The organism is Viridibacillus sp. KH_047, assembly GCF_057838945.1.
Genome location: NZ_CM174479.1, coordinates 3817560 through 3844119 on the forward strand (window position 1 = coordinate 3817560; position 26560 = coordinate 3844119).

21 protein-coding genes are annotated in these 26560 nt (G+C 37.1%); 4 read left to right on the plus strand and 17 right to left on the minus strand.

Annotated elements, in window-relative coordinates; genetic code table 11:
* Positions 1-86: 86 nt before the first annotated feature.
* On the minus strand, positions 87-806 hold the full coding sequence (locus AC3IS5_RS18695) for a glycerophosphodiester phosphodiesterase (protein WP_489425739.1): 720 nt from the start codon (positions 804-806) through the stop codon (positions 87-89).
* A 174-nt stretch (positions 807-980) separates the two neighbouring features.
* Between AC3IS5_RS18695 and helD the strand changes: the two genes are divergently transcribed.
* Positions 981-3212, plus strand: coding sequence for an RNA polymerase recycling motor HelD (gene helD / locus AC3IS5_RS18700; RefSeq protein WP_489425740.1), 2232 nt, complete (start codon positions 981-983; stop codon positions 3210-3212).
* Positions 3213-3266: 54 nt separating this feature from the next.
* On the opposite strand, the gene AC3IS5_RS18705 is transcribed toward helD, so the two are convergent.
* The 3 genes from AC3IS5_RS18705 to AC3IS5_RS18715 all read right to left on the minus strand — a co-directional run bounded on the left by AC3IS5_RS18705 (position 3267) and on the right by AC3IS5_RS18715 (position 5185).
* Positions 3267-3404 (minus strand): hypothetical protein, encoded by a 138-nt coding sequence (locus AC3IS5_RS18705; protein ID WP_157059267.1) that lies wholly within the window; start codon positions 3402-3404, stop codon positions 3267-3269.
* Between the two features lie 271 nt (positions 3405-3675).
* The gene (locus tag AC3IS5_RS18710) at positions 3676-4284 is read right to left on the minus strand and encodes a GDSL-type esterase/lipase family protein (protein ID WP_489425741.1); all 609 of its coding nucleotides are present in this window, start codon (positions 4282-4284) and stop codon (positions 3676-3678) included.
* 37 nt (positions 4285-4321) lie between these two features.
* Complete coding sequence (locus AC3IS5_RS18715) at positions 4322-5185, minus strand: GNAT family N-acetyltransferase (RefSeq protein WP_489425742.1); 864 nt, start codon at positions 5183-5185, stop codon at positions 4322-4324.
* Between the two features lie 114 nt (positions 5186-5299).
* Here AC3IS5_RS18715 and AC3IS5_RS18720 point away from each other — a divergent pair, with 114 nt between their 5' ends.
* Entirely contained in the window at positions 5300-6367 is a 1068-nt protein-coding gene (locus AC3IS5_RS18720) for an acyltransferase family protein (RefSeq protein WP_489425743.1), read from the plus strand.
* Between the two features lie 278 nt (positions 6368-6645).
* Here the strand turns inward: AC3IS5_RS18720 and AC3IS5_RS18725 are convergent, their stop codons facing one another.
* The 3 genes from AC3IS5_RS18725 to AC3IS5_RS18735 form a co-directional block, all read right to left on the minus strand.
* Positions 6646-8469: an ABC transporter ATP-binding protein gene (locus AC3IS5_RS18725; protein ID WP_489425744.1), complete on the minus strand. Its 1824-nt coding sequence runs from the start codon at positions 8467-8469 to the stop codon at positions 6646-6648.
* Positions 8462-10195, minus strand: a complete 1734-nt coding sequence (locus AC3IS5_RS18730; RefSeq protein WP_489425745.1) for an ABC transporter ATP-binding protein — start codon at positions 10193-10195, stop codon at positions 8462-8464. Before AC3IS5_RS18730 ends, AC3IS5_RS18725 begins: the two co-directional genes overlap by 8 nt.
* A 283-nt stretch (positions 10196-10478) precedes the next feature.
* Entirely contained in the window at positions 10479-11399 is a 921-nt protein-coding gene (locus AC3IS5_RS18735) for a DMT family transporter (protein ID WP_489425746.1), read from the minus strand.
* A 202-nt stretch (positions 11400-11601) separates the two neighbouring features.
* Here AC3IS5_RS18735 and AC3IS5_RS18740 point away from each other — a divergent pair, with 202 nt between their 5' ends.
* Positions 11602-13617 (plus strand): sensor domain-containing protein, encoded by a 2016-nt coding sequence (locus AC3IS5_RS18740; RefSeq protein ID WP_489425747.1) that lies wholly within the window; start codon positions 11602-11604, stop codon positions 13615-13617.
* An 84-nt stretch (positions 13618-13701) separates the two neighbouring features.
* Here AC3IS5_RS18740 and AC3IS5_RS18745 read toward each other — a convergent pair whose 3' ends face one another.
* Positions 13702-14160, minus strand: coding sequence for a threonine/serine exporter family protein (locus AC3IS5_RS18745; protein WP_489425748.1), 459 nt, complete (start codon positions 14158-14160; stop codon positions 13702-13704).
* A gap of 10 nt (positions 14161-14170) precedes the next feature.
* Complete coding sequence (locus AC3IS5_RS18750) at positions 14171-14911, minus strand: threonine/serine exporter family protein (RefSeq protein ID WP_489427938.1); 741 nt, start codon at positions 14909-14911, stop codon at positions 14171-14173.
* Between the two features lie 240 nt (positions 14912-15151).
* On the opposite strand from AC3IS5_RS18750, the gene AC3IS5_RS18755 reads away from it, so the two are divergent.
* On the plus strand, positions 15152-16525 hold the full coding sequence (locus AC3IS5_RS18755) for a polysaccharide deacetylase family protein (protein ID WP_489425749.1): 1374 nt from the start codon (positions 15152-15154) through the stop codon (positions 16523-16525).
* A gap of 67 nt (positions 16526-16592) precedes the next feature.
* Here AC3IS5_RS18755 and abc-f read toward each other — a convergent pair whose 3' ends face one another.
* The 8 genes from abc-f to AC3IS5_RS18795 form a co-directional block, all read right to left on the minus strand.
* Positions 16593-18458 carry a ribosomal protection-like ABC-F family protein gene (gene abc-f / locus AC3IS5_RS18760; RefSeq protein ID WP_489425750.1) on the minus strand — a complete coding sequence of 622 codons (1866 nt, stop codon included), beginning with the start codon at positions 18456-18458 and terminating at the stop codon, positions 16593-16595.
* Positions 18459-18580: 122 nt separating this feature from the next.
* Positions 18581-18712 carry an RAxF-45 family protein gene (locus AC3IS5_RS18765; protein WP_489425751.1) on the minus strand — a complete coding sequence of 44 codons (132 nt, stop codon included), beginning with the start codon at positions 18710-18712 and terminating at the stop codon, positions 18581-18583.
* Between the two features lie 37 nt (positions 18713-18749).
* Entirely contained in the window at positions 18750-19961 is a 1212-nt protein-coding gene (locus AC3IS5_RS18770; protein ID WP_489425752.1) for an acyl-CoA dehydrogenase family protein, read from the minus strand.
* 1 nt (position 19962) lies between these two features.
* On the minus strand, positions 19963-21132 hold the full coding sequence (locus tag AC3IS5_RS18775; protein ID WP_489425753.1) for a CaiB/BaiF CoA transferase family protein: 1170 nt from the start codon (positions 21130-21132) through the stop codon (positions 19963-19965).
* Positions 21133-21396: 264 nt separating this feature from the next.
* On the minus strand, positions 21397-21711 hold the full coding sequence (locus AC3IS5_RS18780; RefSeq protein WP_489425754.1) for a DUF3870 domain-containing protein: 315 nt from the start codon (positions 21709-21711) through the stop codon (positions 21397-21399).
* A gap of 193 nt (positions 21712-21904) precedes the next feature.
* Positions 21905-23353, minus strand: a complete 1449-nt coding sequence (locus tag AC3IS5_RS18785) for an NAD-dependent succinate-semialdehyde dehydrogenase (RefSeq protein WP_489425755.1) — start codon at positions 23351-23353, stop codon at positions 21905-21907.
* A gap of 59 nt (positions 23354-23412) precedes the next feature.
* Positions 23413-24882 (minus strand): APC family permease, encoded by a 1470-nt coding sequence (locus AC3IS5_RS18790; protein ID WP_489425756.1) that lies wholly within the window; start codon positions 24880-24882, stop codon positions 23413-23415.
* Positions 24883-24978: 96 nt separating this feature from the next.
* Positions 24979-26331 (minus strand): aminotransferase family protein, encoded by a 1353-nt coding sequence (locus AC3IS5_RS18795; RefSeq protein ID WP_489425757.1) that lies wholly within the window; start codon positions 26329-26331, stop codon positions 24979-24981.
* Positions 26332-26560: the final 229 nt, after the last annotated feature.

The following is a 26560-nucleotide window of genomic DNA, read 5'->3' on the forward strand; positions in this document are numbered from 1 at the left end:
GCGCTAATTCTCTTCCGAGTAGCGTCAATCACATCCCCAGTAGCGCTAATCTCTAATCCCGCTACGAATACCCCTTAACCAATCCATCATCTATTCCCATGCAAATAGAGTTTCTCAGGAAAATCTGTAAAAACAGCTTCGACTCCAAGCTTTTTCATCAAATCATAATCTTCTTTTGAATTTACTGTATAGACACGTACTATATTACCTCTTTCAATCGCTGTTTTAACAGCTTCTCGTTTAGCTGCTACTAGTGAAACATGTAATGCATCCGTACCTATCATTACACCGTACTCATGTAGATTTACTAATATCTTCATGAATAATGCCCCTACTTCATTCTGAGGTACCTTTTTCAATACTCGCTCCACCATTTCATGATCGAATGATGAAAAGATAACTCTATCCAACATGTCATTTTCTTCGAGCATAGTTATTACTTCATCTTCTATCCCCTGATACACAAAGACATCCGTTTTCAATTCAATATTAATCATATGATGAGTCGTTTTGAAAATATCCAATACTTCTTGCAGCGTTGGAATCTTCTCTCCTGCAAATTGCTCACCTTTCCATGACCCAAAATCATATGAACGTAGTTCTTCAAAGGTCATATCACGGATATAGCCTTCTCCGTTTGAAGTACGATTGATACGTTCATCATGATTGATTACGAGAACACCATCTTTTGTGCGTTGGACATCTAATTCAACACCATAAATGGGTAATCTTGCGGCTTCACGGAAAGAGCATAATGTGTTTTCAGGGAAATCACCTGAAGCTCCACGATGTGCAAATATTTTCATAAATCATTTCCTCCAAAGATATAATCATTAATTTTATGCTACACTTTCTAAAATTTCCAGACAATTGAAAACTTTTACTTGTACTCTCTGAATTCATGTAGTAATATTTATCATTGCTATCAAAACCCCAACATCTTCAACAGGACGCAAAATTGCCAAATTGGAGGACTGTAAATGACACAGAAGCATCCCGATTTTGAACAAGAAGCTCAGCGCCTGGCTTACACAAAACATTATATGCGAAAACTCTTAGAAGAATCCAAACGTGACGTTCAATCAGCACAGGACAGTATTCGAAAATCGATGGCTGATTTAGAATACCTAGATTCAAGTTTAAGCTACCTCAATATTTTAACGAATGCTCGATTTTTTGAAATGGCACGTGATCAAAAAGAAGGTCTTGAAGCAGTTCAGCAAAAACCTTATTTTGCCCGTATACATTTTCAAAAAGAAGGCGAACCAGCAGAAAAATTATATATTGGTAAGACCTCTCTCTTTGACCGTGAAACACAAGAACCCATCATTGTCGACTGGCGCTCTCCCGTGGCAAACGTATACTACGACGGGCGACTTGGTGATCTTACTTATAAAGTACATGACGAAGAATACAATGGGCACCTCTTTTCAAAACGGCAATATAAAATTGAAGAAGGCAAACTATTAGACGTCCAAGATATTGACCTGACAACAAATGATGAACTATTACAAGATGCACTGGCAGGTAAAGCTGATGTACGCCTTACTGAAATCGTCTCAACGATTCAAGCTGAACAAAACGATGTTATTCGTGCTCATTTAAAGCAACCTATACTCGTTCAAGGTGCGGCTGGATCAGGAAAGACAACTATTGCACTCCATAGGATATCTTATTTCCTATATACGATGGGTGAGCATTTCAACGCAAAAGAATTGATGATTTTAGCACCAAACCAGCTATTCATAGACTATATTGGCGACGTTTTACCTGAACTTGGTGTCGATCAAATTTGCCAAACAACCTACTCAGATTATGTACAACAAACAACTGATATTAAGCTGAAAATCCAAAATCCAAATGAACAGCTTGAAAAACTCGTGAGCGAAGACGTTATCGATGAAACAGTGCTTTGGCTGACCAAAATGAAAGGTTCATTAGAATATCGTGATGTTATGGATCGTTATTTAAAAAGAATTGAATCCCAAATAGCTGATCAATTCGAAGACGTTTATATCGAAAAATATCGCATTTTAACAGGTTCTCATTTAAGAAAGCTCTTCTTAAAAGATTTTGCCTATATGCCTATTGAAAAGCGAATTGAACGAATTAAAGCTGTGCTACAAAATTATGTACGACAAAAGAAAAAGCAAATACTACTTTCTTTAAATAAAAGATATGATGAAATTTTGGATAAGGCATTGTTTGGTATTCAAGATGCTACTAAACGTAAACAGACAGTGACAAAATGGATTGATGAACGTGATGTTCGTATTCCAGCTGTTGAAAAGATGGCTAAATCTACCTGTTCAAGTTATATGAAGCGATTTAAAAAACATAAAATCAAAGCCTTGTATCGTGAGTTTCTGACGAATTATGATTTACAAAGAGAGTTATCTCCCGATTGGTCTGAAGGAAAACATGAGCAATTTTTCAACGCTCATATAAAAGAAACTTGGGCCTTAGAAGATTTAGCTGCAATCTTCTATTTACATGCCAAAATCAAAGGGGTTAACGAAGAATGGAAAATGCGCGTTGTTTTCATCGATGAGGTGCAAGATTATAGCTTATTCCAGTTAGCTGCTTTAAAAGAAGGTCTAGAAACTGATATGTTCACTATGGTAGGTGACTTGGCCCAAGGAATACATAGTTACCGCTCCTTAACGGACTGGACGCCCGTACGCGAGTTATTCCCCCGGGCTACTTATAAAACTTTGCAAAAAAGCTATCGTACTACAATAGAAATTATGGCTGTTGCAAATGAAATCCTATCGAAAATGGGCGAAGATTTACCACTTGTTGAGCCAGTTGTCCGTCATGGAGATAAACCAACCTTCCATGAGATGAAAATAATTGACCCCGTAGCGATTGAAGATATTCATCAACAAATTAGAGCAAAAGGGCACCGTTCCATTGCACTCATTTGTAAAACTTCTGATGAAGCAATGGACTATACGAAGATATTACAAAATGCTGGTGTAATGGCTCAGACTTTATCTGAGTCCTCCGAGATTGACCAGGGTGCGCTTCTCGTCATACCAAGTCATTTAGCGAAGGGGCTTGAATTCGATGCAGTTATTGTAACAGCCATCGAAAGGCCTTTCCGTGATACAGCACTTGACCGTAAGCTTCTATACGTAGCTGTCACCCGTGCCATGCATGAGCTGCATCTTGTAGGCTCTTCACGCAGTGCGTTTTTATTAGCAGAATAAAAATAAAGAGGCCTTCCAAAAGTCGTTTGCAAGCCGACAATTGGAAGCCTCTTTTTATTTTCTCGCAGAGAGAGGATAATAATTTTGTTTTTTAGAAAAGATATTCATTATCTTTCTACGGATACCCTTTTTCTCTTTTACTAATTGCTTTTCATTTTTTACATCGACTTTTCCTAGTGCAGGTAATCTCATTGTAGATCTCCCCTTTGCGATGGTTTTTGTACTCTCTTAACATTACCATTAGTTTATGAATATTATCGACAGAATATGTATATTTTTAGTAAAAATTTTTATTAATTTCAAATTTTCAGTTAGAATTTCAAAAAATAAATGATTGCGTTAAATATAGATCGTTATTACACTACTACTGTCCTTAAATGATTTATGATTTTAAACACCTCTTTTAATGACTTAATAAATTAAAAATACCAAGCAAACTGCGATTTGCTTGGTATTCTTCGGATTATTTAAATATACTCCATATTCTTTTGAAAAAACCCTTTTTACTTACATGATCCATTTTATTTATTTCTACTACTATCACATCTGATAACAGATCGTAACCCGCTTCTCCGAAGTGTAATCCATCGTTTTTTATGCCCACCAAAAGCTCTTTGTAATTTGGCGTACTATAGAGAATTTCAAAAAAATCAATGACATAACATCCTGTTTCTTCGGCGACTTCTTTGACTGCTTGGCCGTATTCTTTCAGCCTCTGATTTTTACGATTTGGTTGTAATGCTTCATCGACCGGAGGAGATGTAATTAGAATTGTTCGATCAGCACCAATTTGCTGAACAAAGTAGCGAATATTAGATTTAAAGATGCCTATCGGTATTAATTTGTGCTTTGCAGAATCGTTTCCTCCAAATAATACTGTTACAACATCAGGATTTTTTGAAAGTACATCCTTCTTAAAACGAACCCTAGCTTGCTCCGTTGTATTACCAGATACTCCTGCATTAATAAATTGATGCTGTTTCATTTTCAACTTTAGCATGGATGTTAAAACCGGTTTTGGATAGTTCTCTTTTCGTGCTGTAATACTATCTCCAAAACATATGATTTTCATCTAATAATCCCCTTCTGCTATTTTTCTAATCTAGTTATTATTTTTTCGCGAAATAATCTACTTGCTGTATTTTCGAAAATCCAGCTCTTTCGTAGACAGATAGCGCTTGTTCATTTTCAATCTCAACATCAAGCAATACTGTCGATTGTTCTTTTTGGGCAGCAATATTTTTAACCCACGCTAAAAGTGCTGCCCCTATACCTTGACGTTGGAAATCGGGATGTACTGCTAATGCAGTTACCCACTGGACGTCATTCTCTTCAACTGAAGTCACAGTGCCTACAACTACACCATCTTTTTCAGCAACCCATAATACACGTCCCTCTGTTGACGTATTCGTAGAGATTAGATGATCTGTATCTTCTTGAGTATCTTCAAATGCAAACTCAAAAATAGTAACAAGTGCATCGCGTTCACCATTATATAAGCGAATTGTTAAGTCACTAATAACATCCGTATATTCAGCATCTGCCCGTAGTGTCGCTTCTGAAAAACTATATTCATAACCTTGTGCTTCGATGAATTCGCGCCCTTTGTCACCGTTTAATGTAAGAGCTAATTCTCCAACAGCATTGCGTTCATTAAATCCAGTTGCAATGCTCTCAACTAGTAGTTTTCCAATCCCCATACCACGATACATAGGAGCTACAACTGCTGACCATTCAAAAGTATTGAAACCCATCGTATCAACGGCACTAGCTACACCAACTAGTTCATCCTTATCATCATCATAAGCCAGCACTAGAAAGCCATATGCCTCCGGGTTGCACCAGCTACTTTCGTTCATCACCACTTTGTAATCTAGTTTATCTTCGAGTTCAGATTCATCTAATAATTGTAAAACTTCCTGATAAGTTTCACCATCAATAGGATATGTTGCTTTCATTATAAAATTATTCAAATTGAAACCACCTTGTTGTAATTGTTTTGTCATCTAAATGATAACAAATTATCAAATAATGCGACTATCATTTGGCTTTTTAGGGGTATAGAATATCGAGATGGAGGTTTTACTATGACAAAACAGCGATTAACTTGGGTTGATGTGACTAAGGGATTTTTAATGATATTAGTAGTAGTAGGTCATTTTCCTGGAGACTTGGATTACCCTCTTTTACAATATATCTATTGGTTCCATATGCCCGCATTCTTCATACTAAGTGGATTATTCTTCAAACCACTATCAAAGGACGAGCCTATACGTAAAGTTGTAAAAAAACGATTTATGCAATTGATGATTCCCTATTTCTTCTTCCTATTGGTTATTACATGCATTCGTTATATATTGGCATTCGCTTATGGAAATACCGATATTTCATGGTATATGGAGGATTTAAGTACACTCATTATTGGTGGACGTTATGCACGTGGATCTTACGGTGTATTCTGGTTTACAACGGTCTTATTCTTTACTTATTTATTATTCTTATTACTAACAAAATATTTAAACCGCTTCTATCAATTTTTTGTTCTTGCAATCTGCTACATTATCGCGCATATCCAAAGCTTTTATGTAATAGATGTTATTGGCGGCCCGTCTGCTGAAGCTTCACAAACTATACCTATACTATGGAATTTAGATGTTACGCTCATAACTTTGGTCTACTTCGCCATTGGCTATTATGCAAAAGATTTATTTTTACACATACGTTTACCCTTATGGACAATTTGTACAGTTAGTTCGCTCTTAGCAATGTATCTGGCATGGATAGATCAATTTGATTATCACTTAAGCTTGAAGTTCATTCGGTACAATGATGCCTTAATGGATCTTATCATCCCTTTTATTTTTATCATTACCATTTTCGGTATATTCCAATTTATTACGCGCTTCACACCATTTAAAGCGTTGAAGTTTATCGAAATGCAGTCAATCACTATTATGTATATGCATATTTCGGTAGATAAACAGATGAATAATTTCTTTGACTACGGACTCATTGGATATACCGTTCTATGTCTGGGTATATCTATCATAGGCTCTTTAGTTATTAAAAAATTCATCCCCTATGGATTATTCTTCATCGGAGATATTCGTGCAAAACGCCCGATTCTCTTTAAGAGCAAACTATTTACCACATAAAAAAAAATATGTATGAATAAGGCCGTTGATTTCCGCTGCGTACGGACGCTTTCCGCGGGCGGGGCCGAGCCGCTTCCTTCGCTACGCTCAGTCCAGGGTCTCGACTATCCCGCTTTTCCCGCTGGAGTCGCCGCTCTCCGCTCCAATCAACTGAAAACCTAAAAAAAATGTAAAAATGACCAAAGGCATCGAGATTTGACTTCTCGATGCCTTTGGTCGACACTCTAAAGCACTCATCCATATGAAATGGGTGAATGCCTCTTCTATTTACCAAAAATTTATGCATTTGATTCTTCTAGCATTTTATAATAAATCCCCTGTTTCTCAATTAACTCCTGCTGGCTGCCTGCTTCAACTAGTTCACCCTGTTGCATGACAAAGACAATATCGGCTTGTCGTACCGTATTCAATCGATGAGCGATTACAAAGCTTGTACGTCCTTTCATTAAACGTTCTAGAGCTTCTTGTATTTTTAACTCTGTTACAGTATCAATGCTACTCGTTGCTTCGTCTAACAACAGAATTACAGGGTCTGCAACAAGTGCTCTTGCTATAGATAATAGCTGCTTTTGACCTTGGCTAATTTCAGCACCATCAGCAGACAGAAATGTATCATAACCATTCTGCAATTTCATAATGAAATCATGTGCATTAGCTTTACGTGCAGCTTCTTCTACTTCCTCATCTGTTGCATTTAACTGACCATACCGAATGTTTTCCCTAACCGTTTCTTCAAATAAAAACGGATCTTGTAAAACAAATGCCATTTGACTGCGCAAATTTTGACGTGACATTTCTTGAATGGGTGTACCATCAATAGTAATTTCACCTTTATTTACTTCATAGAAACGTGCGAGTAACTGTAAAATAGTTGTTTTACCAGCCCCCGTAGCTCCTACTAAAGCAGCTGTTTGCCCTGCCTCTACATGAAAACTAACATTTTTTATCGTATGTGCTTCATCTGTCTGTTCATATTTGAACGAGACATCATTGAACTTTACGTCTCCTTGTAGTTGTTGGATTTCTTTTTCTGCAGCTAAATCCTTCTCTTCCTCTTCGTTCATAATTCCAAAAACACGTTCTGCTCCTGCAATCGCTGACAAAACATTATTAAACTGATTCGCTAAATCGTTTAGTGGACGTGTAAACTGACGCGCATATTCTGAAAATATCACAATCGTCCCAATTGTCACTTGGCCCTTCAAGGCTAATAAACCACCAACGCCCGCAACAATGGCAAAGCTTGCATTATTTAAAAGGTTCATGACCTTTGGAATACCACCTGAGTAAACATTAGACCAAAAGCCAACGTTTCTTAACTTACTACTTTTCTCTGCAAACTCTTCAATAATACGCTGCTCCTGAGAAAAAGCTTTAACAATTCGTTGTCCTGAAATCGACTCCTCAATCATCCCATTTAATGCGCCCAATGCTTGCTGCTGTTCTTTAAATAACTTACCTGTACGGCGTGTAATCCATCTTGTAGCAACGAACATTACTGGGATGATGATCATCGTCAAAAGTGTTAGTAGAGGACTCATTGACAACATAACAACCAACGTCCCAACTAACGTTAAAACACTTGAGAATACTTGAATAAATGTACTATTCAAGGTTGAACTAACATTTTCGATATCATTTGTCATACGACTCATTAACTCGCCATGTTGTCGCTTATCAAAAAATGAAATTGGTAACTTCTGCAGCTTTGTGAATAGACCTGTACGCATACGATAAATCGTTTGTTGTGCAATACCGATCATCCAATAGTTTTGGAGAAACAATGATAATGACAAACCTATATAAATGGCGATTAAACCAAATATCAGCTTAGATAAGCCTGCAAACTGTGTTTTCATAATGTGGTTATCAATAATTTTCCCAATTAAATAAGGACCTAGTAATGAAAATACCGAGCTCGCTACTACCATGAGTAGCACTACAATTAATAGCGCGCGTTGTTCATCTACAATACGCCAAATATGCCCTAGCGTTGAACTCCAATTTGTTGCGCGATCCACCTTCTTATTACGCTTCTTTTGTATATCTTCTTTCGTCAAAATATTTTTATAACCAAAAGGTTCTCTAATTGCTTTAAGCATCGTAATCCACCCCCTGCTCTTGTTGTGAGGTCGCAATTTTTTGATACAATACGGAACTTTCCATTAATTCTTCATGAGTACCGAATGCTGACACGAATCCGTCTTCTAGTAGCAAAATGCGGTCTGCTCCCTTTGCTGTACGAATTTTCTGAGTTACAACAAGCATTGTTGCCTCTTCACCCTCTAGCGCACTCCATAATGCAGATTCCGTTTTAACATCTAATGCACTTGTACTATCATCTAAGATCAAAATTTCCGGCTTTCGTATTAATGCCCTCGCAATCGATAATCGTTGTTTTTGACCACCTGATAAGTTTACTCCCTTTTGGCCAACTCTCGTTTCGTAGTCATTTGGAAAATGCTGAATTGAATCATGGATTTGTGCCTGCATTGTTGCCTCTTGCACTTGTTCAATTGAAGCAGCTGTTTTGCCCCATGTTACGTTATCGTGGATAGAACCTGTGAATAACAATGCCCGCTGTGGTACATAACCAATCGCCTCACGCAACTTTTCCAAAGGCCAGTTTTTCACATTCACTCCATCCAAATAGATATCCCCAGACGTCGTATCATAAAAACGGGGTAATAGCTGTAACAAAGTTGATTTACCAGAGCCCGTCGCACCCATAATAGCTAATTTTTCACCTTGATTACATTCAAAAGAGATATTACGTAAGACGAATTCATCTGTCTGTGGATATTTAAAAGAAACGTTGTCAAAACGTAGAGTGCCACGTTGCCCAACTTCCAGTGAACCTTTATCCTTCTCATCATCTTCTAAACCTTCTTCAATTAACAATACTTCCTCCATACGATCCGCTGACGCTTTCGCTCGTGAAATAAATACGATAATAAATGAAAACATTGAAAATGCTCCTGTCATACGTAGTGCATAGTTGACTATCGCTACAAGTTCACCGATTTGTGTTTCTCCTTGCTCAATTTTTCCCGCTCCAAACCAAAGGACCACAAGCAGGCTAACATTCATTACAAACAGTAATATGGGCTGAATATACTCCATCGTTCGTAACGCTTTAGAGGTATCTATCTTCAAAGAATTTGCCACTTTTTCAAACCTACTTGCTTCGTACAAACCACGCAAATAGGCTTTTACTAAACGCATCGCCTGTAAATTCTCTTGAATAACACGATTGACTCGGTCAACACGCTTTTGAACGGCTGAAAAATATTTAATACCTTTGCGAACCATTAAAAATAAAAAAATAGCTAAAAACGGAGCACCTATTACAAGATATACGGCTAATGATGGCTTCACATAAAACGCCATTATTAAACTACCAATCACAACAAGAGGCGTACGTAACATGACTCGAAGACTCATGAATAAGACCTGTTGTACTTGAGATACATCGCTTGTTAGGCGCGTAATGAGTCCTGCCGTCGGAAATCTCAAAAACGTCGTCATTGTAAATGATTGTACTTTTTTAAACAATGCATTCCGCAAATCAAAGGCAAAGCTTTGTGAAGCATGTGCTGAAAAAAATGAATTCGTAACACCTGCGATAAAACCTAGGATTGCTATTAGCATCATTATTCCGCCCCATAACCAAACCGTTGCAGAATCTTGTAAAACGATTCCATCGTCAATAATTTTCTTGATAATTAGTGGCTGGATTAACTCAACAGCAAGCTCTACAAGCATGAGCGAAATAGCAATAACAGCGAACCATTTGTATGGTTTTATGTATGAAAACATTGTCTTCATGGTATAACCCCCTATATTCATTTCGTCTCTCGAAATTTATTTATTTGTTCCTTATTATGCCATAAAATAACCATAACTTGTGCTATAAAAACTCAAAATATTTAGAAGGGTAATTTAATTAATATTTTTTCTCATATATGTATTTAAAAAAAGCCCCCTTCACTCAAAATGTGAAAGAGACCATTTATTTTTAAATAATGGATTTTGAAATAGAGCATCCAATTCTTTACGCTAATTTAGTTTCTAAAAAAATAACCACGTGATATTTATTTTTTTACCAAATTTATATGTCTGCTTGTTGTTGCTTATCTCCTTCAATGGAAAGCCACGTCACACAAACAAGCATGATTACGATACCTACAATTTGCCATATAGCTAGTGTTCTTCCCAGCCAAATAACAGAAATGATCATAGCCGTTAATGGCTCCATACTCGACAACACACTTGTTTCTACAGCTGATATATATTTCATGCTACTTAAAAACAATACAAAGGCAGCTGTTCCAAAAAATATAATAGCAGTTAACATTAATGCGATTTTCGGGTCTAATAATAGGCTCCATTCATCTGAACTCCAGACTTGCGAAATTACACCAAGTACAATACCTCCGATTAGCATTCCCCATCCTACTACAATAAGGACACCCCATTCATTCATAATAGCTACAGGATATAAAGTATAAAAAGCAAATGCTAAACCAACCACGACTCCCCATAAAAGAGCTTCAGAACTTACGAGCAATGTCTCAAAGGAAGCATTAGTTAGTAATAAAAACAAACCAATAAGCGTCCCTAGAATACCTAATACTTGATATCTTGGTGGCCATTTGCGATATGAAATTGAAACAAAAATGATAATAAAAATGGGTGCCAAAAATTGTAGTAATGTTGCCACAACCGCATTACTAGCATCAATAGCTGCTACAAATGAATATTGCACTCCAAGCATTCCTAAAACACCAAATATGACTAATTTCCTCCACCAAATAGGATATTTCCAAATACTTGTTACATCTTTTTTAGTTAAAAATAAAAAGGATAATAGTATTATACCAGCCAAAATGAGTCGGACTGTTAGCATAAACGGTACTGTTAACTCACTATTAGATAATACCCACTCCATAATTGGCCCCGTAGCACCCCAAAGCATTGCCCCAGAAATAATCAGTATTATCCCTCTTAACCTATGCGACTGATGATTCATCCCTAAACCCCTCTTTTATGATTATATTTTACTGAGTTATCGATATGTTTTTGTATATTTCTACCTATTTTAACCTTTATATATCGTGGCTATTAATATATAATTCTGAATTTCTTTTATATACATTACCTATTACTAATGACGGATGGCATTCTTTTCACTATAATAATAGATATAGTAACTTCAAGGAGTCGTCGCATGTATGAATGAAACTCAAATAATTTTTAGTACAGCCAATTCAGTTTTGAACCAAATGCCATTCCCAATGATGATTGTTGATCATGAAGGAATCGTAGCAGCATGGAATCGCCAAGCCGAAAAAACTTTCGGGTATTCTGCTGATGAAGTTCTTGGTAAATTTACCCCCTTCATAGAAGCAGAGAAATCAGGCCTACATAAAGACGGATGGACAAAGCTATTACGTTCTCCTGAACCTTTCCATTTCGACAAAATGGCATTCATAGCAAAAAATAAAGAAGCTATTTTTTCTTCTGCTTTAGCAAAAGCATTTACTATCGAGAACGAGCGTTATGTATTTTTCCATTTTGAAATGACAGATGAGATTCAAAAAGATCCATCACCTTATCAAGAATTAATTAGCTTGAAATCAGGATTAGAGTCCTCCTTCATGATGTTAACGATGGATCAAGAAGGTTTAATCAGTTTTGCAAACAACAATTTCTTAAAACGGAGCAAATGGACTCCGAAACGAATTATAGGCAAAACATTTTGGCAAATGTTCCCTCAATCAGATAACGGAACTGCTGATGCAAATAACATCTGGACATCCCTAAAAAACGGCAAGACTTGGAAGGGCGAAGTCGAGAAAATGACGAAAGACGGCTTATCCTATTGGGTCGATTTAACGGCTATCCCGATTTTCGTGACATGTAAAAACCCTGCCTACTTTATACTGCTCGAAAATGATATTACAGAAAAAAAATTGCTACAAAACCGTTTAGAAAAAATTGCTTATATCGATCAAGAAACAGGTTTAATGAATCGCTATCGTTTAGAACAAATCGTCACTGATATGATTCAAGAAAAGAATCACTTTACATTTGTTTACTTAAGCATTGATAAATTTTACTCTTTGAAGGAAATTTATGATGAACAAACAGAAATCGTCCTTTTACAGGAATTTACAAACCGTATGAAGATATATTTCCAAGATAGCACAATGGCTCGAGTCGGTATAGATGAATTTGTCGTATTAACTCCACTTGGTGAATGGTTTATCCAAGGTTTCCTTGCCTATCTAAAACAACACCCTATTTATGTAAACAATCGTGCCATACCACTTTCAATTAGCGGCGGTATTACAAAATATCCTGAGGATCAGTCATCATTCTCACATTTAGTGAAAGCCTCACATGCGGCAATTTCTAAAGTGCGTTCTGATGGTGGTGGTAATATTATTAGTTTAACAAAAGCTGATCATAAAGCACTTAGTACAAAGGCCATTATTGAAAAGCGCCTACTAATTGCGCTGGATAAAAAGAACTTAAAAGTGCTATATCAACCGCAATTAAATTTAGAAACAGGTAAAATTACTGGTGTAGAAGCCCTCGTACGTTGGGAAGACGAGGAAATCGGTATCGTTACACCAGATGTCTTAATCCCAATCGCTGAAGAAACTGGTTTGATTAATGATATCGGCGCCTTTATGCTTGAACAAGCTTGCTTACAAGCAGTAGCTTGGCATAAAAAAGGCTTAGATTTAAAAGTAAGTATCAATTCATCTGTACGGGAATTCCGTGATAAAAACATGGTACAACATATTAGAAAAGTATTAGAGAAAACAAATTGTCCTGCAAAACTATTGCAAATTGAAATTACAGAAAAATTTGCTTTAGAAGCTGAAGCCGAAACCTCTATAATTCAACAGATGAAGCAATTAGAAACTGACGGTATTGTCTTTGTCCTTGATGACTTTGGTACAGGATATGCATCTTTCCGTTACATGCAACTCTTACCATTAGCTGAAATTAAAATTGACCAAACATTTATTTCAACACTTCAATATCAGAAGAAAGCGCAAAAATTAATACAAGGTATGATCCAATTTGGAAAATCGATCAATATGCGTGTTTTAGCTGAGGGTGTTGAAACAGCAGAGCAATTAGAATTACTTACATCATTCGGCTGTGATGCAGCACAAGGTTATCATATTAGTCATCCTATCACACCTAAAGAGGTTGAAAAACTCTTAAAATAATTCCTTGTATATTTCCCAATAAATACATGTTATAAATAAAAAAGGCCTTCGCTCAAATTAGCGATGGCCTTTTTTTATTTAAATTTAATTTTGTAACGCTCTTGCCTTTCGTTTGCGTATTATATTGAAAATGAGTTGCATAAACACCTCTGCGAAGACAAGTCCCATAACAATGGCACCCGTAATAATGAATGCCTTCGCTGCATATTGAATGCTTTCAAGATATTCATTTTCAACGACATGTCTCATTGCATTATAAGCCATTCCCCCAGGTACGAGTGGAATAATCCCAGCAACACTGAAGATAATCATTGGCATTTTAAAGTATCTTGCCAACATATGTGCCACAATCGAAATAACAAACGAACCTGCAAATGAAGCTAATACAGCATCCATACCATGCTTCAATAGAGAATAGTATATTAGCCATCCGATGGCTCCAACTAGCCCACAATGGAATAGCGTTTTTTTCGGTGCATTAAAAATAATTCCAAAGCCAGCTGTTGCTAAAAAACTAAGAACCGCTTGGGTGACCCAAAACATAGTATTCCTCCTAAAATGACAATACTAGTGCAACACCCGCACCGATCGCAAATGCTGTTAAAAAAGCTTCTGTTCCTTTAGATACTCCGGATACAAAATGTCCTGCCATCAAGTCCCGCACTGCATTTGCAATTAGTAACCCTGGTACTAACGGCATCACAGAAGCAATAATAATTTTATCTATTTGGATACCTATACCCAATTTTACTGTTAAAAACGCTGTAATACCTACAAACAATGCAGCTGTAAATTCAGCAAAAAACTTTATCTTGGTTAACTCATGCATTAAAACAAAAAGCAAAAAACCAATTCCACCAGCTAAAATTGCTGCAGGAACATCACTCCAAACACCTTCAAATAAAATTAAAAAACATCCACTTGCAATCGCCGAAGCGACTATTTGAAGCCAAGTTGGGAAATATAAATTTGAACGGTCAATGCGTTGTAATTCCTCAAACGCTTCTGACAAAGTAATTTGCTCTGCGGTTAATCGACGTGATACACCATTTACAAGCGCAATTTTCTCTAAATCTGTCGAGCGTCTGGGTATTTGAACAATTCTTGTTGGTCTTTTATGACCAGCTGAAAATATTATGCCTGTAGGCGTCACAAAACTCTGTGCAGATGTTAATCCTTGTGAATTTGCCATACGTAACATCGTATCTTCAGCACGATACGTTTCCGCTCCACTTTGCATAAGTAATCTTCCAGCTAGAAGAAAACAATCTATTGCGAGTTCCTCTTCTTCCATTTCAATCACTGTTTTTCCCTGCCCTTCATAAACAAAATTTAGTAAAAAAAACGTTATGTACGACTACTTATTAGTAAAAAATGTAAAATCATGCATGGCAAAATGCCTCTTTCACGTCATTTTTACTTATTTTTCAACAAAAGACGATTTTTTAACATAAATTCAAAACTTTTCGCGCCACTTTGCCGTCTAATCGTATAGAATAGAACACATAATACTTTTAAAGGAGGTCTTGGGGAAATGACCACAACACGCCCTAAAAAAAGAGGGCTTTGGATTGACACAATATTAATTTGCAGTGTTTTTGTACTATCTGCTGTTTTGCTTTTCTTTTTTTTAGCACCAAAAAACGACAAAGAATCTTCAGTAACAAATGGGGTCGCATTAGCAGCACCGCCTGAGCATCAGACAAAGGATTCGAAATATACCGGTATTAAAATTGCCTCTATTATTTCAGACGATCAACGTATGCCCTATTCAATTGAATATCCCCAAACTGAGGATAAAGAATTCAACAAAGCTATAAAGGATGCCGTTTATAAGACGCGCGATACCTACTTAGCTAGCATGGAGAAAATCCTTCAAAATGATGCAGATAAAGTTGGTAAGTTAACAATAACATTTAAAACCTTGCATCATAAAAAGAATTACTATTCGTTTGTTTTAACTCAAAATACATATAAAGGCACAGGAAGTAAAGAAAAAACTATCCAAACCTTTATGTATGATAAAAAAAATAATAAACAGTTGTTTTTAAACAATGTTATTAAAAACGAAAATAATCTGTCAAAACTTATACCTTTTGTCAAAAAACAAATAAAAAGCGATGACCAGTTTAAATCATATATCAATACAACAAAATTAAAAAATGCTACAACACCTACGTATTCAAATTATAAAAATTTTTCTTTAACTGATAGCTCTTTATACATTTATTTTGACGGTGCTAAATTGTCCGATAATAGTAATGCTATCTCAAAGATTAAAATACCACTTTCTTCTGTAAATAGTATACTGGCTAAACCATTCCAAATAGCAGGAATAAATCCAGATGGTACAAAAAAGAAACAAATTGCATTAACATTTGATGATGGTCCTAATGCAAAGGTAACACCGAAAGTCTTAAAAACACTTAAGAAATACGATGCGAAGGCAACATTCTTCATGCTTGGAAGCCAAGCAATGTACAATCAAAAGCTTGCTAAAAAAGTTGCAGATGCTGGACATGAAATTGGCAATCACTCATTTTCACATACAAATTTAATTACTCTTTCAAATAAGAAGATTAAAGCTGAAATCAACCGAACCAATGAAGAAATTAAAAAAGCTACGGGCGAAAAACCAACGTTATTCCGTCCACCTTATGGTTCAATCAACGAGAGAGTACGTTCACAAAATAAACTACCAGTTATCTTATGGGATGTTGATACACTTGACTGGAAACATCGTAATCCTAAAACACTTTTAAATATGGTTAAACAGTATAGTCATGATGGCGCTATTATTTTAATGCATGATATTCAACCTACAACAGCTCAAGGTTTAGATTCTGTATTAGCTTACTTACAAAAGCAGGGTTATGAGTTTGTAACCATATCTGAGTTAAGAAGATAATTGAATAGCCTAAGACCAATGATGTTAGCCCTCGATTACATTATGTAATCAAGGGCTATTTTTATGCTCATTCGAATTCTTCCATCCATTGTTCTAATAATACTTCAAGTTTCTGCTCTGCTCTTTCTTTCTCAGCTATTAGTTGTTCATATAAGTTCCAATCCTGCTCTTGATGAATTTTCTGATTCAGTTGCTTTATAGTAGATTCAATCTGTGCAATCTCTTGTTCTTTATTTGTATCATTTTTTATTACTTTTACTTTTGAAGATATTTTCTTCTCTTGTTTTATAGACTGTGGTAAGTTAAGAGCTTGTTTCTCATTAAATTTTTGTCGTGCCCAGTCGTACGGCCCCTCATATGTTATTAATTGCTGATTCTCAAGCCACACTGTTCTTGTAAATAATTTATTTAAAAAGAAGCGATCATGAGAAATAGCTAAAATAGTACCTCTAAAGTCTTCTAACGCGTCTTCTAGTACTTCCCTTGATTCTATATCTAAATGATTTGTCGGTTCATCTAAGATTAGTAAATTGACGTCTTGATGCATGAGCTGTGCTAATCTAAGTCGCATACGTTCACCACCACTTAAATTTGCAATCTTCTTAAAAACATCTGCTCCGTAAAACATGAATTTAGCTAAAATATGACGAGCATCACCTTCAGTGACAGACACTTCATCACGAAAAACATCAATGAGTCGTGCTTTAGGCTTATCAATTTGAAAATGCTGTGATAGGTAGCCAATTTTCACTTGGCTACCTAACTTACATGTTCCCTTATCTATCATTGTCTTATTTAGTAACATATTCAAGATAGTAGATTTTCCAGTACCATTGCGCCCTACAATTGCCATATGTTCTTGCCATAGAAGTTGTAAATTTACATTTCTGAGTAATACCTTATCTCCAAAAGCTTTTGTGACATTTTCTAGTATGGCAACTTCCTTCCCACTGCGAGGAGCGGCTTCAAAAGATAAATCCATTTTTTTAGGATCAATAATTGGCTTGCGAAGCTTTTCAATACGTTCTAGAGCTCGCTCCATATTACGAGCACGTCGGTGCATTGCCTCATTTGGTGGATTGGCTTCATTCGCCCATTGTCGCATGCGTTTGATTGCTTCACGCATCTTCTTCATCTTCTTTTGTTGTTCTTCGTATTGTTGAAACTCCCGCATAAGACGGGCTTCCTTTTCAACACAAAAGTCTGAATAACTACAATGATAAACTTGTAACTCACCTTGCTCTAAATCTACAATTTTCGTAACAACCTTATCTAAAAAATAGCGATCATGCGATATGATCACAACTGTTCCTGTATAGTCGACTAAATATTGCTCTAACCATTCTACAGCAAACAAATCCAAATGATTCGTCGGTTCATCTAAAAGTAGTAAATCCGGCTTAGTCAAAAGCAATTGACCGAGCATAATTTTCGTCTTTTCTCCACCACTAAGACTGTTAAAGGGCTGTTCTACAAAATCATTTAATTGTAGTCCATTAATGACCATCTCAATTTGAGCTTGCATACTATAACCGTCTGCTAATGTGAAGCGTTCTTGCACATCACCATACTGAACTAAATATCTCTCTAGTTGCTCAGAAGTTGCAGTGGCCATACTTTTTTCAAGCTCATGCATTTGGCTTTGTAAACTAAGCAAATGCTTAAATGCCTGCGCTAATATATCCTGACCTGTAATCTCTTTTGAAAATATTGGAATTTGCGCTAAATAGCCAATTTTAGTCCCTTTTTTAAAATGAATTTTCCCTTGGTCTGGTGATTCTACTCCTGCAATAAGCTTGAATAAAGTCGTCTTCCCAGAACCATTACGTCCAACTATTCCTAAACGATCTCCTGTTTTAATATCTAATACTAAATCTTCAAAAATACTATTCCCACCGAGCATTTTACTTATATGTTGAACTGTACAAATCATGATTGATTACTTCCTTCCGTATAACACAGCTGAAAGCACTCGATTTTTGCCAAAACAAAAAGACTGCCTGATTAACAGACAGTCTTTTGCGCCTTAAAATTCGGCTTGGAAAGAATGGCTAATCAGCTGTGTATTTTTTGATTTTGTTGAAAAATGGGCGCACTTATCCCGTTGACCGCAAAATCGAAAGAAATCGCACATGTAATTGGCAAAAACTCCAAAGTATAAACACATGCATCCACAACGTTTTTCATTCTTTCCTCACCTCCGTTTCAAATAATTATGAATAGTCTAACACAATTGGTGGTCAATTTCAAATGGCCATTTAGGTAGCATATGATTCAATGGTTTATCTTCACGTTCTCCTAATACATAATCTGCTTGCATTAACGTATGGATTTCACGTGTTCCTTCATAAATTACAGGTGCTTTTGAGTTACGAAGGAAACGAGCTACTGGATATTCATCTGAATATCCGTATGCGCCGTGAATTTGCACCGCATCATCTGCTGCTTTGTTGGCAAAATCACATGCCTGCCACTTTGCTAAAGATGTTTCGCGTGTATTACGAATACCTTGATTTTTTAATTCTCCCACACGATAAACTAACAAACGGCTCATCTGATAGCCTGCTTCCATTTTTGCAATCATTTGTTGTACAAGCTGATGCTGTCCGATTGGTTTGCCGAATGTGTGGCGTTGGTGGCAGTATTTAACACTTTCTTCAATACATGCCATCGATAAACCAACTGCTCCAGCTGCTACAGTAAAACGACCATTATCTAAAGCTGCCATCGCAATTTTAAAGCCTTCGCCTTCTTCACCTAATAAGTTTTCTTTTGGGACTTTGACATCTTCGAAGAAAAGCTCACCCGTATTACCAGCACGGATGCCATACTTCCCTTTTATCGCTTTCGAAGAGAACCCTTCCCAAGTACGATCTACGATAAAGGCTGAAATTCCTTTGTGTTTTAATGTACGATCTCCTGTGTAAGCAAATACGATGAAATAATCTGCAACATCACATAAAGAAATCCACGTTTTTTGACCATTTAAAATATAGTGGTCACCATCAAGTACTGCATGTGTAGACATAGCGGCCACATCAGATCCCGCTCCAGGTTCAGTTAAGCCGAAAGCGCCTATCTTTGCCCCTTTAGCTTGAGGGATGAGGTACTTTTGCTTTTGTTCTTCAGTACCCCATTGCAATAGAGTCATACTATTTAGTCCCGTATGAACAGACACAGCTGTACGAAACGCTGTATCACCACGCTCTAATTCCTCACAAACAATGGCTAAAGAGTTATAATCCATTCCACTACCACCATAAGCTTCAGGAATACACACACCCATTAAACCTAAAGTCGATAACTTAGAAAAAATTTCTGGATCGAACTTACCTTGACTATCCCATTCAGTAATATGAGGCATAATTTCCTTATCAACAAAAGCACGCACTGTATTTCTCAACATTTTTTGTTCTTCAGTAAATTCAAAATTCATATTAATTCTCTCCCTTATGCGTCATTTTTTCATACAAAGGCTGTAAAATTTCATCGTTGTGCTCTCCAGGATTTGGAGGATGATGCCTAACAGTCACAGGTGTTCTTGATAATTTCAACGGACTCCCGATCATTTTGATTGGACCAATTGTAGGGTGATCATAAGAGATGAACATATTCCGTGCCTGTAACTGCTTATCTTGTTCAACCTCTTGAATGTTTTGAATCGGCCCAGCTGGTATGTTCTTTTTTCTACATGCTTCATACCAATAAGCTGTAGACTCTCGCAAAAAAGCTGTTTGCAATAAAGGTATCAGCACATCACGTTGCTTTACGCGATCTGGATTAGTACGAAAACGTGTATCCTGTGCATATTGAGGTACATTCAGTACTTCGCAAAGTGTTGCAAACTGATGATCATTTCCTACTGCTATGACCATTTCACTATCGGCCGTTTTAAATGTCTGGTACGGTACGATATTGGCATGTGCATTTCCAAGTCCAGTTGGAATATTGCCTGACATTAAATAACTACTTCCCACATTGACTAACGCGCTCACAGCGGCATCATATAATGCGATATCGACTTTTTGACCGATTCCTGAGCGACTACGTTCAAGTAATGCAGATTGAATACCAATACATGCGTACATTCCTGTAAGTACATCAGTGATTGCTACGCCCGTTTTTTGTGGGCCAGATTCTGCTGTCCCTGTTATACTCATGAGGCCACTCATACCTTGGATAATAAAGTCATATCCCGGTACATAGCGGTCTGGCCCCGTCTCACCAAAGCCTGTAATTGAGCAATAGACAATACCTGGATTTATCTCAGCCAACGTTTCATACCCTAAACCAAAGCGCTCCATTGTACCGGTCTTAAAGTTATTAATGATGACATCGCTATCTTGTACTAACCTTTTGATAATTTCGCGCCCTTCTTCTTCCTTCAAATTGAGTGTAATAGCCTTTTTATTACGATTTGCAGTTAAATAATAAGCACTTACATCACCTTGGAATGGGGGGCCCCATTTTCTTGTCTCATCACCACTATCAGGGGCTTCTACTTTAATGACATCAGCCCCTAGATCACCTAAAATCATTGTGCAGTATGGTCCTGCAAGTACTCGGGATAAATCGATTATACGGATATTTTCTAAAGCACCAGACAACCTGTCACCTCTCTTCATAGGTCAATAAAAAAGCCAATTCAAAAAGACTCCAGTGAACATACTGAGTGTCAAATTGAACTGGCTCTTATCTGTGTCATAAAACCCGGCTAGGCTTCAAACAGATTAGACAGTATTGGCTTACTATTATCCTTGTTTCATCATCACACGTAATGAACGTTTTGTACGTTTTTGCATGATTTATTATCTTTAACTTTACTACACTATTCTTTTTTTGTAAATTTATAACTACCTGAAAATTCCGAATTATACTGTCGATTTGTAAGACTCATATTGTTTATATAAATCTTTCAATGCCGACATTAATGCGTTTCCTGCTTTACCTAAGTAATGTATTTTCACGGCTTCGACCGGTTTTATAATACCATCTTGCAAACTATGCCCTCTTAGTAATTGCTCAACAAATGTTTTCCCATGCTGTGTTGCTAACGTACAACTTGCTGCAACGATTACCCCATATTTCTTATCAATTTCTGCAGTGATTGTTAGAGTTTCATAAATGTTTTGTGCGGCCATACCAGATGGCAGCCTCGCATGCCCTGCTATAAAAATTGTGTTCATAATGGTTCAACTCCTTCAGCACATTTTTCTATCTAAAATTTCCAAATTATATAAAAATCATACAATACTTATCATTAATTTGAAAGTATTTTCAATAAACGAAAATGCCCTGTTACCAACGAGAATAGTAATTAATTGAGAGTAAAAAAAGAAGCACTACCCTATTTAGGACAGTGCTGAATCTGTTTATAGATTAATCAATGCCAATTGATACGTATTGTGATTCTAAAAATGCTTCAATTCCCTCTCGACCACCTTCACGACCTATACCACTTTCTTTCATACCGCCAAATGGTGCTTGAGTTGCTGATGGTACACCATCATTCCACCCCACAATACCATAATCTAATTTTTCGATGAGGCTCGTTCCTTTAGTAACACTATCTGTGAACACATATGCAGCTAACCCATAAGGTGTATCATTCGCTAACTTTATTGCTTCTTCAATAGTATTGATTTTTTGAATTGGAGCTAGAGGACCAAATGTTTCTTCATTCATCACGAGCATTGATGAATCTGCATTACAAATAACGGTTGGTGCATAGAAATTCTCTCCTAAATCACCTAGTTGATGACCACCAGTTACAATTTCGGCTCCTTTTGCAATAGCGTCTTCAACTTGATGAGCTACTTTATCCAAACTGTTGCGATTAATAAGTGGTCCAATCACAGTTGCCTCATTTTCTCCTTTACCAACCTGCATCTTTTCTACTGCTGCTACAAATTTTTTGACGAAAGTATCATGTACTCCTGCTTGTACGTATATTCGGTTAGCACATACACAAGTTTGACCAGTATTTCGGAATGCCGAGGCAATTGATCCCTCAACAGCCTTATCTATGTTTGCATCATCTAAAATAATAATAGGGGCATGACCACCAAGTTCTAAAGACAAACGCTTTACCTGTTTGGCGCTTTGTTCAATTAATAGTTTGCCAACTTCTGTTGATCCAGTAAATGTCACTTTTCGGACTTTATCATTTTCCATGATAGCTTTCCCAATTTGCGAAGATGAGCCTGTTACTAAATTGACAACCCCTTTTGGCATGCCTGCCTGTTCGCAAAGCTCTATCATTTTAATGGCAGTTAGCGGACTTTCACCTGATGGCTTGATCACGATTGTACAGCCTGCTGCTAATGCTGGGCCCATTTTACGTGTCAGCATGGCCGCTGGGAAATTCCAAGGTGTTATAGCTGCTACAACTCCAACAGGTTTTTTCCACACTTGTAAGCGCTTATTCGTTACATGTGTTGGAATAGTTTCGCCATACACACGCTTTCCTTCTTCAGCATACCATTCTAAAAAAGATGCGGCCGATGCTACTTCACCACGAGATTCTTTAATTGGCTTACCCATTTCACTTGTCATCGTTTGTGCGAGTTCTTCTAGATTTTCGAGCATCAAAACGTGTAGCTTTTTCAAATATGTTGCACGCTCATACGCAGTCGTTTGAGACCACGTTTGAAAAGCTACATGAGCTGCTTCAATTGCTTCATGCGTTTCTGTTTCACCGCCATTTGGTACATGACCTATGATTTGACCAGTCGCCGGATTCACTACATCTAATGTTTCTAATTCTTCAGCTCTCCATTTACCATTAATATAAATCCCATATTCTTTCGCTTTCAGTTCTTGTTTCATCAAACCACACTCCTATTTCTTATTGGTTATCGTAAAAATTACGAATATTCATTTGAATATTAAACTCTCTCCAAAACTCCATTTACATCTTTTTGTGATGAAGTTTCTTCAATATCTTCTTCAGATAACACACGTTCTATTTCCCGGTCCATTAGTTTGTTGGCATTTTTAGCGCCATATTTAACCATAGAGATTTTGTATAATACTGCCCCAAAAACAGCCCATGCTAATATGATTACCCACTCATACGGCCAAACTAATGCGGAAGGCATACCTGGTAGATATAAAATACATACACCAATTGACATTAAGACAGCTAACCAACCAATTAATGTACCTCCTGGTAATATAAACGGTCGTTTTAAATCCGGCTCTCTTTTGCGTAAAATAATAAAGGCAATTGCTACTAAAACCCATGCAATAACAAGAGCAAATCCACCTGCATCTACTAACCAGACAAGTGCTGGGCGACCAAATAAAGGAGCTAAAGTAGTTAAAACTGCAATGAGTAAAATCGCTTTATGTGGCGTTCTATATTTAGGATGTAGCTCACCTAATGCCTTTGGCAACATTCCTGCTCTCGCCAATGCGAAAATGGCACGACTACCTCCAACATAGAAGCCAATCCAGCTTGTTAATATTCCACCGATTCCACCAAGTACTAAAACATTCCCCATCATCTTACTACCACCAAATGCCTTTGCCATCGCATCTGCTGTGACAAGCGATGAACTAGCAATTTCTGATGGTGTCAGCACGTATGAAACGCCGAAGATAATTGCTACATACCAAGTAATAGCTAAAAACACTGCAATGATTAGAAGTTGTCCAATTCGTTTACGTGGCAGATTAATCTCTTCTGCTGCTTGAGGTATCACATCGAATCCTACAAACATGAATGGCGTCATAATCAATACAGCCATAATGCCGCCCCAACCTTTTTCAAATAAGGGTTGCATATGCTCTGGGCTTCCTGCAATAGAGCTTCCCGTAATAAGCAATACTCCTGAGATTAAAATGAGTAATGTCAGAATTGACATTACAACACTTGTAACTTTCATACCCCTATAGTTAATCCATGCAATGATAATCGACCCAAGGATTCCTACGGCTACCCATGTGAAATTTACATCCCAGCCTGCAATTGTATACATGTAACCGACGCTATAGCCAGGAACGACATATTCAAAAACAGTTGGTAAGGCTACTGCTTCAAAGGCTACAACTGAGACATATCCAAGAATCATTGCCCATGTTGCTATAAACGAGGTGAGCCGTCCAGTCGCCTTATATGTGAAGAATAGTTCTCCACCAGATAACGGCATAGCTGAGGACAATTCTGCGTACGTTAACCCTATAAAAATAACAAGTAATCCACCTATTAAAAATGCTATGATTGCGCCTAGTGAACCTGCTTCTGTAATCCATAAACCAGCTGTTACTACCCAACCCCAACCAATCATTGCTCCAAAGGCAAGTGCCATAACGTCTCTATTCCCTAATATTTTCAATAGCTTTTGATCTTCCATCTTACACCCCCGGATAAGAGTCTATTGAAATACAATAGACTCTATTAATGGAATTACTCTCGAACTATCTAGCTTTGAATAATTTTTCATTAGTTTTTACAGTGCCGCTAGCTGCTCTTCAACCTCTTGTTGAACACTTAGTACAGCTTCACGTAATATAGTAATTAGGTCATCTATTTGCGCTTTTGTAATAATCAATGGTGGTGAGAAACATACGATATCCGTATTGTCATAAGTAACTGCACGACATATAACGCCACGTTCATGCAATGCCGCAATAATTCTTGGCGCCACTTTCAATTCGGCAGGAAAGTGTTTATTCGTTAAAGGATCTTGTACAAATTCCATCGCTCCAAGTAAACCTAACGTACGAATATCACCTACTATCATTGCTTCCTCTTTAATGGATTTAAATCCTTTTTGTAATTCTTCACCCATTTTAGCGGAGTTATCCACTAGATTTTCACGTTCTAAAATTTCAAGGTTTTTTAGAGCTACAGCCGCACCTGTCGGATGACCACTATAGGTAAAACCATGGAATAATACTCCTTCTGATTTTTCCTTCAGCACATTATGCACGTGGTCAGAAACAATGACTCCACCTAGTGGAAAATAGCCACTTGTTACTCCTTTTGCAAATGATAATACATCCGGCTCTACTCCATAATTTTCAACACCGAACATTTTCCCTGTACGTCCAAAGCCTGTAATAACCTCATCTGCTATATATAAAATGCCATATTCATTGCATATCTTTCGTACTTCCTTGTAATAATCCTTCGGTGGGATTAATACTCCACCTGCTCCTTGGACAGGTTCTGCCATGAATGCAGCAATCTTTTCTGGTCCTTCAGCTTCAATTACTTCGCGAATGGATTGAATCGATGCCTCAGTACCAATTTCATATGGAGATTTTGCATGCACAAATCCTTGCATTAAATTCCCTGCCATGTCCCAAAACTCAGGTATACCAGTTGCACTTGTAGCACCTGCTGAGACGCCATGATATCCTCGTCGTAATGCAACGATTTTATTTCGCTCAGGTTGACCTTGAATACGCCAATAATGACGCACAATTTTTATTGCTGAGTCATTTGACTCTGAACCACCTGATGTAAAGAACACCGCATTTAAACTAGGTGGAGCTAAATCAGCAATTTTCTTTGCTAGACGAATAGCCGGTTCATTACTAAAATTCGAAAAACATGAGCTGTATGCTAATTGTTCCATTTGTTCTTTTGCCGTTTCTGCTATTTCATTGCGACCGTGCCCAATGTTAACATTCCAAAGTGACGACATAGCATCTATATACTTCTTACCATCTTTACTTGTTAGATATATCCCTTCACCTTTATCAAAAATCACTTTTGGTCCATTCGCTTGTTGCTCTTGAATTGATGAAGTTGGATGAATAAAATGTTTTTTGTCCCATTCATTTAAAGTTGTCATCTGTATTCCTCCTGTTTTTTATAATCTTTTATTGAAGTGGTGGTATAACCGTAAACTACACATGATGTGCTGAATGATGTCTTGTTCTTGTTAAAAGAATGTTAACCTCCCCTCTAACTACATAAAAAAGCCAATTCAAAAAGACTACAGATAGATATCTGTGAGTCAAATTGAACTGGCTTATATCTGCGACGAAAAACCGGGTTTTGGCTTTTAACAGATTAGGCAG

Bases quoted from the DNA above. Each gene is read 5' to 3' on its own strand.
- AC3IS5_RS18725 (WP_489425744.1), bottom strand. From the start codon at position 8,469: ATGCTTAAAGCAATTAGAGAACCTTTTGGTTATAAAAATATTTTGACG.
- AC3IS5_RS18780 (WP_489425754.1), bottom strand. From the start codon at position 21,711: ATGAACACAATTTTTATAGCAGGGCATGCGAGGCTGCCATCTGGTATG.
- AC3IS5_RS18735 (WP_489425746.1), bottom strand. From the start codon at position 11,399: ATGAATCATCAGTCGCATAGGTTAAGAGGGATAATACTGATTATTTCT.
- abc-f (WP_489425750.1), bottom strand. From the start codon at position 18,458: ATGATTTGTACAGTTCAACATATAAGTAAAATGCTCGGTGGGAATAGT.
- AC3IS5_RS18710 (WP_489425741.1), bottom strand. From the start codon at position 4,284: ATGAAAATCATATGTTTTGGAGATAGTATTACAGCACGAAAAGAGAAC.
- AC3IS5_RS18740 (WP_489425747.1), top strand. From the start codon at position 11,602: ATGAATGAAACTCAAATAATTTTTAGTACAGCCAATTCAGTTTTGAAC.
- AC3IS5_RS18695 (WP_489425739.1), bottom strand. From the start codon at position 806: ATGAAAATATTTGCACATCGTGGAGCTTCAGGTGATTTCCCTGAAAAC.
- AC3IS5_RS18770 (WP_489425752.1), bottom strand. From the start codon at position 19,961: ATGAATTTTGAATTTACTGAAGAACAAAAAATGTTGAGAAATACAGTG.
- AC3IS5_RS18795 (WP_489425757.1), bottom strand. From the start codon at position 26,331: ATGACAACTTTAAATGAATGGGACAAAAAACATTTTATTCATCCAACT.
- AC3IS5_RS18765 (WP_489425751.1), bottom strand. From the start codon at position 18,712: ATGAAAAACGTTGTGGATGCATGTGTTTATACTTTGGAGTTTTTGCCA.
- AC3IS5_RS18785 (WP_489425755.1), bottom strand. From the start codon at position 23,353: ATGAAACAAGAACTGAAAGCGAAAGAATATGGGATTTATATTAATGGT.
- helD (WP_489425740.1), top strand. From the start codon at position 981: ATGACACAGAAGCATCCCGATTTTGAACAAGAAGCTCAGCGCCTGGCT.
- AC3IS5_RS18750 (WP_489427938.1), bottom strand. From the start codon at position 14,911: ATGGAAGAAGAGGAACTCGCAATAGATTGTTTTCTTCTAGCTGGAAGA.
- AC3IS5_RS18745 (WP_489425748.1), bottom strand. From the start codon at position 14,160: ATGTTTTGGGTCACCCAAGCGGTTCTTAGTTTTTTAGCAACAGCTGGC.
- AC3IS5_RS18705 (WP_157059267.1), bottom strand. From the start codon at position 3,404: ATGAGATTACCTGCACTAGGAAAAGTCGATGTAAAAAATGAAAAGCAA.
- AC3IS5_RS18790 (WP_489425756.1), bottom strand. From the start codon at position 24,882: ATGGAAGATCAAAAGCTATTGAAAATATTAGGGAATAGAGACGTTATG.
- AC3IS5_RS18755 (WP_489425749.1), top strand. From the start codon at position 15,152: ATGACCACAACACGCCCTAAAAAAAGAGGGCTTTGGATTGACACAATA.
- AC3IS5_RS18720 (WP_489425743.1), top strand. From the start codon at position 5,300: ATGACAAAACAGCGATTAACTTGGGTTGATGTGACTAAGGGATTTTTA.
- AC3IS5_RS18730 (WP_489425745.1), bottom strand. From the start codon at position 10,195: ATGAAGACAATGTTTTCATACATAAAACCATACAAATGGTTCGCTGTT.